The following is an 8,254-nucleotide window of genomic DNA, read 5'->3' as shown; positions in this document are numbered from 1 at the left end:
GCTCACGCGGTGCACGTTCTTCACGTGGCGCACGTTCTTCGCGCGGCTTGCGTTCTTCATCGCGGCGACCATTACGGTTGCGGCTCTGCTGACGACCGTTGCGACGCTCTTCATTGCGGGCCGGACGCTCGGTGGCCGGTTTTTCAACCACGACCGGAGCGGCTGGCTCTTCCTTGGTGGCGAACAGGCTGACCAGCGATTTCACCAGGCCTTTGAACAGGCTTGGCTCTGGCGCAGCAACCGGTGCCGGTGCTGGAGCCGCAGGTGCGGCGACTTCGGTCGGCACCGGAGCGTTGGCGCGGGCCGGAGCGGTTTTGACTGCGGCTTCCTGGCGAACCAGGGTGCGGGTCGCAGCGGCTGGCTGGACTTCTTCGACTTCGGCCGCAGCCGCAGCGATTTCGTAGCTGGACTGGTTGGTCGCGGCTTCCGGGCTGTCGTCACGCAGACGCTGAACTTCGAAGTGCGGCGTTTCGAGGTGATCGTTCGGCAGGATGACGATACGGGCACGGGTGCGCAGTTCGATCTTGGTGATCGAGTTGCGTTTTTCGTTGAGCAGGAACGCGGCAACCGGAATCGGCACTTGAGCGCGCACTTCGGCAGTGCGGTCTTTCAGGGCTTCTTCTTCGATCAGGCGCAGGATGGCCAGCGACAGCGATTCAACGTCACGGATGATGCCGGTGCCGTTGCAACGCGGGCAGACGATGCCGCTGCTTTCACCCAGGGATGGACGCAGGCGCTGACGGGACATTTCCAGCAGGCCAAAGCGCGAGATGCGGCCGATCTGCACGCGAGCGCGGTCGGCTTCCAGGCATTCGCGGACTTTCTCTTCCACGGCGCGCTGGTTCTTGGCAGGGGTCATGTCAATGAAGTCGATGACGATCAGGCCGCCGATGTCGCGCAGGCGCAACTGACGGGCGATTTCTTCGGCCGCTTCAAGGTTGGTCTGCAGGGCGGTTTCTTCGATGTCGCTGCCTTTGGTGGCGCGCGCCGAGTTGATGTCGATGGACACCAGGGCTTCGGTCGGATCGATAACGATGGAGCCGCCGGAAGGCAGTTCGACGACACGCTGGAACGCGGTCTCGATCTGGCTTTCGATCTGGAAACGGTTGAACAGCGGCACGCTGTCTTCGTACAGCTTGATCTTGCTGGCGTACTGCGGCATCACCTGGCGGATGAAGGTCAGGGCTTCGTCCTGGGCTTCAACGCTGTCGATCAGCACTTCGCCGATGTCCTGGCGCAGGTAATCGCGGATGGCGCGGATGATCACGTTGCTTTCCTGGTAGATCAGGAAAGGCGCGGAGCGATCCAGCGAGGCTTCTTTGATGGCGGTCCACAGTTGCAGCAGGTAATCGAGGTCCCACTGCATTTCTTCGCTGCTGCGGCCAAGGCCGGCAGTGCGCACGATCAGACCCATGTCGGCTGGTGCCACCAGGCCATTCAGCGCTTCACGCAGTTCGTTGCGCTCTTCGCCTTCGATGCGACGGGAGATACCGCCGGCACGCGGGTTGTTCGGCATCAGCACGAGGTAACGACCGGCCAGGCTGATGAAGGTGGTCAGGGCGGCGCCCTTGTTGCCACGTTCTTCTTTTTCGACCTGAACGATGACTTCCTGGCCTTCGCTCAGGACGTCTTTGATGTTGACGCGGCCTTCAGGGGCTTTCTTGAAGTATTCGCGGGAGATTTCTTTGAGGGGCAGGAAGCCGTGGCGCTCGGAGCCGAAATCGACAAAGGCAGCCTCAAGGCTTGGTTCGATGCGAGTGATACGGCCTTTATAGATGTTGGCCTTCTTCTGCTCGCGTGCACCGGATTCGATGTCCAGGTCGTAGAGGCGTTGGCCATCTACCAGTGCAACACGCAACTCTTCGGGTTGAGTTGCGTTAATCAGCATTCTTTTCATGTAGTACCGTCGGTTTCCGGGCTGCCGGAAACGGCGTTCGGCACACACGACTTCTCACGGTCGGTGTCAGGTGCGTCGGGAATGGTTGGCCATTCCCGTGTCCAGCGATGTCAGGCCAATTGGGCCGATACCGCGACGTACGCGTCCTGCTTGCTGTGGCTACATAAGCACTCAGTCAGGAGGAGGAATCAACCAGCGGCTGTGGACGAGATGAAGCGTCTTGATAAAGCCTATTGCTACACAGTCCGGCGGTTGTGCATCTCCACCCTACACGTATCCCTGATAATTCGGGTGCTGCCGCGCGCAGAATCCGCAGCGGGTTGGCATTTACCGTGAGCTCCGAAAGGGGAGGTCACGCATCATGGCTAATTCAGGCGATGTTTCCGAAACATTCGCTCGGGGTCATCTGCAGCTGACTGCACTTTGTGAACTGGCCTCGAATATTTGCCTGTCAGGCGAGTGAAAACTCTGCTCGACGGTGTAATTCAGGCCTCATGTCACCTGCGCTTGTTACAACTGCAAGCTCCACCGTTACGTAGCGAAAGCCCCGTAGGACGGCCTCGCGTCCTGGTGAATTGCGTTGGTCAGGGCCGGTTTTTGACCGTGGTTCCGCTGTCCAGGCCGCTTTTGGCGGCGTTCGCGACTATAGCAGCAATGATTAAGTGCTTCAAATCCATAAAAATTGTTATCATCCGCGGCATGACAACTACTGCCCCTTCGACTCCAGGCGTTCAACTGCTTGAAGTCTCGCCGGAGTATGCCGGCCAACGAATCGACAACTTTCTCCTCGCCCGGCTCAAAGGCGTGCCCAAGACCTTGATTTACCGCATTTTGCGTAAAGGCGAAGTGCGTGTGAACAAGGGGCGGATCAAGCCCGAATACAAGCTGCAGGCCGGTGATATCGTGCGCGTGCCGCCGGTTCGCGTGCCTGAGCGCGACGAGCCGGTGCCTCTGGCGCAAGGCTTGTTGCAGCGTCTGGAAGCCTCGATTGTCTACGAAGACAAAGCCCTGATCGTGATCAACAAGCCCGCCGGCATTGCGGTTCACGGCGGCAGCGGCTTGAATTACGGCGTCATCGAAGCCTTTCGTCAGTTGCGCCCGGATGCCAAGGAGCTGGAACTGGTTCACCGACTTGACCGGGATACCTCCGGCCTGCTGATGATCGCCAAGAAGCGCAGCATGTTGCGGCACTTGCACGCCGCATTGCGCGGTGACGGCGTCGACAAGCGCTACATGGCGCTGGTTCGCGGCAACTGGGCAACTTCGATCAAGCAAGTCCGTGCGGCGCTCGGCAAGAGCAATCTGCGCTCCGGCGAGCGCATGGTCGAGGTCGATGAGGAGGAGGGCAAGGAGTCGGTGACCGTGTTCAAGGTCCTGCGTCGCTTTGGCGACTTTGCCACCTTGATCGAGGCCAAGCCGATCACCGGCCGCACGCACCAGATCCGCGTCCACACGTTGCACGCCGGGCACTGCATTGCCGGCGACACCAAGTACGGCGATGACGGTTTCAGCAAGGAAATCCGTGATCTGGGCGGCAAGCGCCTGTTCCTGCACGCTTACATGCTGACCGTGCCGCTGCCCGATGGCGGTGAACTCAAGTTGCAGGCACCGGTCGATGAAATGTGGGCCAAGACCGTGGAGCGATTGAGTGCGCCCATCTGATTGCAAACTGCTGATTTTCGATTGGGACGGCACCCTCGCCGATTCCATTGGTCGGATTGTCGAGGCGATGCACTCTGCGTCCGCGCGTTCCGGTTTCGAGTTGCGTGATGATTTTGCCGTCAAAGGCATCATCGGCCTGGGCTTGCCCGAGGCGATCCGCACCTTGTATCCGGACATCAGCGATACCGAGATGACCTTGTTTCGCGAGTATTACGCCGATCACTACATCGCGGCAGAAGCCGTGCCTTCGCCGTTGTTCGATGGCGTTGTCGAGTCGATGGCGTCGTTTCGCGAGCAGGGCTATCACCTGGCAGTCGCGACCGGTAAAAATCGTCGCGGACTGGATCGGGTGCTCAAGGCCAATGGCTGGGAAGACTATTTCGATATCACTCGCGCCGCCGACGAGACTGCGAGCAAGCCGCATCCGCTGATGCTCGAGCAGATTCTCGCGCATTGCGGTGTGCGCCCCGAGCAGGCGTTGATGGTAGGGGATTCGTCCTTCGACCTGTTGATGGCGCGTAACGCGGGCATGGCGTCTGTGGCGGTGAGTTATGGCGCGCAGTCGATTGAATCGCTGCAGCAGTTCGAGCCGCGCCTGTCGATCGACCGGTTTAGTGAATTGCACGCCTGGCTGGGGCAGCAGGCTTAATACGTTTTTGCTGGGGTACAGCGCATGACCGACGAATGGAAAGCACCGGCCAAGGCAAGTGCCGACGACGGTGACGAGAAAAGCTGGAAACTATTGGAGAAAACCCTGCTGGCCGGCGTGCAGGAACAGCGTCGTTCGCGGCGTTGGGGGATTTTCTTCAAGCTGCTGACGTTTGTTTATCTGTTTGTTGCGCTGATTCTGTTCACGCCGCTGATGGACATGGAAAAGAGCGCCACCCGTTCTTCGAACTACACAGCGCTGATCGACATCACCGGCATGATCGCCGACAAGGAGCCGGCCAGCGCTGACAATATCGTCGGCAGTCTGCGGGCGGCCTTCGAGGACAAGAAGGTCAAGGGTGTGATCCTGCGCATCAATAGTCCAGGCGGCAGTCCGGTGCAGTCGGGTTACGTGTATGACGAGATCAAACGTCTGCGGGGTCTGCACCCGGACACCAAGGTGTATGCGGTGATTTCCGATCTGGGGGCGTCCGGTGCCTATTACATCGCCAGTGCGGCGGATCAGATCTATGCCGACAAGGCCAGTCTGGTTGGTTCGATCGGTGTGACGGCGGCGGGTTACGGCTTTGTTGGCACGATGGACAAGCTGGGTGTCGAGCGTCGTACGTATACCTCGGGTGAGCACAAGTCGTTCCTCGATCCGTTCCAGCCACAGAAAGCTGACGAGACGGCGTTCTGGCAGACCGTGCTGGACACCACGCACAAGCAGTTCATCAACAGCGTCAAGCAGGGGCGCGGCGATCGCCTCAAGGACAAAGAGCATCCGGAGCTGTTCTCCGGGCTGGTCTGGTCCGGTGAACAGGCGCTGCCGCTGGGGCTGATTGATGGCCTGGGTAACGCCAGTTCGGTGGCGCGTGATGTGATCGGCGAGAAAGAGTTGGTGGATTTCACCGTTCAGGAATCGCCGTTTGATCGCTTTTCGAAGAAGCTGGGTGCCAGCGTGGCTGAGCAGTTGGCGATGTGGATGGGTTTCCACGGGCCTTCGTTGCGTTAATTCGTTTCAAGTCAAAAGATCGCAGCCTGCGGCAGCGCCTACAGAGATCGGTGTAGGAGTTGTCGCAGGCTGCGATCTTTTGCTTTAAGGGATCTGTACGCCTTCGGCCAGCAGCATGTCGATCAGGCGAATCAATGGCAGGCCGATCAGGCTGGTCGCGTCAGGCCCTTCGGTGGATTGAAACAGGCTCACGCCCAGCCCTTCAGCCTTGAAGCTGCCAGCGCAGTCGTAAGGCTGTTCAATGCGCAGGTAGCGCTCAACGCGAGCCTGGTCCAGTTTGCGCATGTGAACGGTGAACGGCACGCAGTCGACCTGGCATTGGCCGGTCTGGCTGTTAAGCAGGGCCAGGCCGGTCAGGAAGGTCACGCTTGCGCCGCTGGCGGCCATCAATTGTTCACAGGCCTTGTCGAAGGTGTGCGGCTTGCCGATGATCTGCTCGCCAAGCACGGCGACCTGGTCAGAGCCGATGATCAGATGGTCGGGGTGGCTGGCGGCCAGTGCCCGGGCTTTCTGTTCGGCGAGACGTTTGGCCAGTTCGATGGCTGATTCGCCAGGGCGATGGCTTTCGTCGATATCCGGCGAACAGCAGACGAACGGCAGGTGCAGGCGGGCGAGCAAATCCCGGCGATAAGTCGAGCTTGAAGCAAGTAATAAAGGCAGCATTGGCGTCTCCTGAGGCAGGCGCGAATTCTAGCGGAGGCACGCAAGTGACGGACAGGGCACAATTTCCTTTGACATGGGTGGGTGCATCCCTATAATGCTGCGCCTATGTTGAATGACCCGATTCCACCTCACGTTGACCCGCGCAAATTGGCTGACCGTGGCACCACCCTTCAAGGTGAACTGCTGCTGGCCGATTTGAAGAGACTCTGCGACCCGCTTTCCGACAATGTCGGTACGGTGCAGGCCAAATTCGTTTTTGAACGAGATGAACGTAAATCTGTGGTGATCCACAGCTTTATCGACACCGAAGTCAAAATGGTTTGCCAGCGTTGTCTTGAGCTGGTCACCCTGCCGATCCACAGCGAATGCAGTTACGCTGTAGTGAAGGAGGGTGCGAATACCCAGTCGTTACCGAAAGGTTATGACGTGCTGGAACTGGGCGAAGATCCATTGGATCTGCAGTCACTGATCGAGGAGGAGCTTCTGCTCGCCTTGCCCATTGTGCCTGCTCATCATCCGGAAGAATGCCAGCAGCCGGCGGGAGCAGATGAACCCGTATCGAGCGAGGACGAGGTAACGCGGTCCAACCCGTTCAGTGTATTGGCGCAGTTAAAGCGTGACCCAAACGTTTAGGAGTTAATCAATTATGGCTGTTCAGCAGAACAAAAAATCCCGCTCTGCCCGTGACATGCGCCGTTCGCACGACGCTCTCGAGGCTAGCACTCTGTCTGTAGAAAAAACCACTGGTGAAGTTCACCTGCGTCACCACGTATCGCCAGAAGGCGTATACCGTGGCCGTAAAGTGATCGACAAGGGCGCTGACGAGTAATCACTTGTCCGCTCAAGTCATCGCGATTGACGCAATGGGCGGGGACTTCGGTCCCCGCAGCATTGTTCAGGCCAGCCTTGCTTGCCTTTCTGCTACGCCCTCGCTGCACCTGACCCTCGTCGGTCAACCCTCCCTCCTTGAAGAATTGATCCACGGCCAATCGGCTGCCGATCGCGCGCGCCTGACGATTATTCCGGCGTCCGAAGTCATCACCATGGACGAAAAACCGACCCAGGCCTTGCGTGGCAAGCCGGATTCGTCGATGCGTGTCGCCCTTGAACTGGTGCGTGATGGCAAGGCTCAGGCGTGTGTCAGTGCCGGTAATACCGGGGCGCTGATGGCGTTGTCGCGCTTCGTGCTCAAGACGTTGCCGGGCATTGATCGACCAGCGATGGTGGCGGCGATTCCGACGCAGACGGGTTATTGCCAGTTGCTCGACCTGGGCGCCAATGTCGATTGCAGTGCCGAGCATCTGTTGCAGTTCGCGGTGATGGGGTCGGTGGCAGCGCAGACGCTGGGCATTGCCCGGCCACGAGTGGCGTTGCTCAATATCGGCACCGAAGACATCAAGGGTAACCAGCAGGTCAAGCTGGCAGCGACCTTGTTGCAGGCGGCGCGAGGTATCAATTACATCGGTTTCGTCGAGGGCGATGGCCTGTATCGCGGCGAAGCGGACGTGGTGGTGTGTGACGGTTTTGTCGGCAATATCCTGCTCAAGTCCAGCGAAGGCCTGGCGACGATGATCGCGGCGCGCATCGAGGCGCTGTTCAAGAAAAACCTCGCGTCCCGGGTTGTCGGGGCGTTGGCGTTGCCATTGATGAAACGCTTGCAGGCGGATCTGGCGCCGGCGCGACACAACGGCGCAAGTTTTCTCGGTCTGCAGGGCATCGTGGTGAAAAGTCACGGTTCGGCCGGGGTTCAGGGTTTTCAGAGTGCGATTCAGCGGGCCTTGATCGAGATTCAGGAAAATCTTCCCGAGCGCCTTCATGGTCGTCTGGAGGATTTGTTGTCTTAGGCGTTTTCGTCGGACAATGCTTAAATGTGACCGCCCGGTTCAAAGGGCCATCCAACTGTCAGTTTCTTGCGTCCCCACGTGGGGCGTCATTTTTCGACGACAAGATCATTAGGGGCTTGTTACATGTCTGCTTCCCTCGCATTCGTCTTTCCAGGACAGGGTTCGCAGTCCCTCGGCATGCTGGCCGAGCTGGGCGCGGAATATCCGTTGATCCTCGAAACTTTCAAAGAAGCCTCTGAGGCTCTGGGCTATGACCTGTGGGCGCTGACCCAGCAGGGTCCGGAAGAGCTGCTCAATCAAACCGATAAAACCCAACCGGCCATTCTGACCGCTTCGATCGCCCTGTGGCGTCTGTGGCTGGCGGAAGGCGGCGCGCGTCCGGCCTTTGTTGCCGGTCACAGCCTGGGTGAATACAGCGCGCTGGTCGCTGCCGGTAGCCTGACGCTGGCTGACGCGGTGAAGCTCGTCGAGCGCCGTGGTCAACTGATGCAGGAAGCGGTTCCGGCCGGGCAGGGCGGCATGGCG

9 protein-coding genes are annotated in these 8,254 nt (G+C 59.3%); 7 read left to right on the top strand and 2 right to left on the bottom strand.

Annotation, left to right across the window (positions count from 1 at the left end; translation table 11 throughout):
* Positions 1-1,897, bottom strand: a 1,897-nt coding sequence (gene rne, locus DBR24_RS19030; RefSeq protein WP_128615504.1) for a ribonuclease E, incomplete at its 3' end; no start/stop codon positions are given.
* A gap of 699 nt (positions 1,898-2,596) precedes the next feature.
* Between rne and rluC the strand changes: the two genes are divergently transcribed.
* From rluC to DBR24_RS19015, 3 genes are read left to right on the top strand one after another with little or no spacing between them, the layout of a single operon-like run.
* Positions 2,597-3,559, top strand: a complete 963-nt coding sequence (rluC, locus tag DBR24_RS19025; protein WP_007950779.1) for a 23S rRNA pseudouridine(955/2504/2580) synthase RluC — start codon at positions 2,597-2,599, stop codon at positions 3,557-3,559.
* Entirely contained in the window at positions 3,546-4,208 is a 663-nt protein-coding gene (locus DBR24_RS19020; RefSeq protein ID WP_123466802.1) for an HAD-IA family hydrolase, read from the top strand. Before rluC ends, DBR24_RS19020 begins: the two co-directional genes overlap by 14 nt.
* A gap of 24 nt (positions 4,209-4,232) precedes the next feature.
* Complete coding sequence (locus DBR24_RS19015; RefSeq protein ID WP_123466800.1) at positions 4,233-5,222, top strand: S49 family peptidase; 990 nt, start codon at positions 4,233-4,235, stop codon at positions 5,220-5,222.
* Between the two features lie 84 nt (positions 5,223-5,306).
* Here the strand turns inward: DBR24_RS19015 and DBR24_RS19010 are convergent, their stop codons facing one another.
* A complete protein-coding gene (locus DBR24_RS19010; RefSeq protein ID WP_128615503.1) occupies positions 5,307-5,885 on the bottom strand; it encodes a nucleoside triphosphate pyrophosphatase in 579 nt (192 codons plus the stop codon).
* Between the two features lie 105 nt (positions 5,886-5,990).
* On the opposite strand from DBR24_RS19010, the gene DBR24_RS19005 reads away from it, so the two are divergent.
* The 4 genes from DBR24_RS19005 to DBR24_RS32885 form a co-directional block, all read left to right on the top strand.
* Positions 5,991-6,518 carry a YceD family protein gene (locus DBR24_RS19005; RefSeq protein ID WP_123466796.1) on the top strand — a complete coding sequence of 176 codons (528 nt, stop codon included), beginning with the start codon at positions 5,991-5,993 and terminating at the stop codon, positions 6,516-6,518.
* A gap of 13 nt (positions 6,519-6,531) precedes the next feature.
* Positions 6,532-6,714, top strand: a complete 183-nt coding sequence (gene rpmF / locus DBR24_RS19000) for a 50S ribosomal protein L32 (protein WP_003179396.1) — start codon at positions 6,532-6,534, stop codon at positions 6,712-6,714.
* Positions 6,715-6,718: 4 nt separating this feature from the next.
* Positions 6,719-7,729, top strand: coding sequence for a phosphate acyltransferase PlsX (gene plsX, locus DBR24_RS18995; RefSeq protein ID WP_123466794.1), 1,011 nt, complete (start codon positions 6,719-6,721; stop codon positions 7,727-7,729).
* Positions 7,730-7,852: 123 nt separating this feature from the next.
* Positions 7,853-8,254: ACP S-malonyltransferase (locus DBR24_RS32885; protein WP_256591643.1), on the top strand; the 402-nt coding region annotated here is incomplete at its 3' end.

Origin of the sequence: Pseudomonas sp. HMWF006 (assembly GCF_003061205.1) — a bacterium.
GTDB lineage: Bacteria > Pseudomonadota > Gammaproteobacteria > Pseudomonadales > Pseudomonadaceae > Aquipseudomonas > Aquipseudomonas monsensis.
This window is presented reverse-complemented; position numbering and strand designations above follow the sequence as displayed.

Bases quoted from the DNA above. Each gene is read 5' to 3' on its own strand.
- rluC (WP_007950779.1), top strand. From the start codon at position 2,597: ATGACAACTACTGCCCCTTCGACTCCAGGCGTTCAACTGCTTGAAGTC.
- DBR24_RS19015 (WP_123466800.1), top strand. From the start codon at position 4,233: ATGACCGACGAATGGAAAGCACCGGCCAAGGCAAGTGCCGACGACGGT.
- DBR24_RS19010 (WP_128615503.1), bottom strand. From the start codon at position 5,885: ATGCTGCCTTTATTACTTGCTTCAAGCTCGACTTATCGCCGGGATTTG.
- DBR24_RS19005 (WP_123466796.1), top strand. From the start codon at position 5,991: ATGTTGAATGACCCGATTCCACCTCACGTTGACCCGCGCAAATTGGCT.
- rpmF (WP_003179396.1), top strand. From the start codon at position 6,532: ATGGCTGTTCAGCAGAACAAAAAATCCCGCTCTGCCCGTGACATGCGC.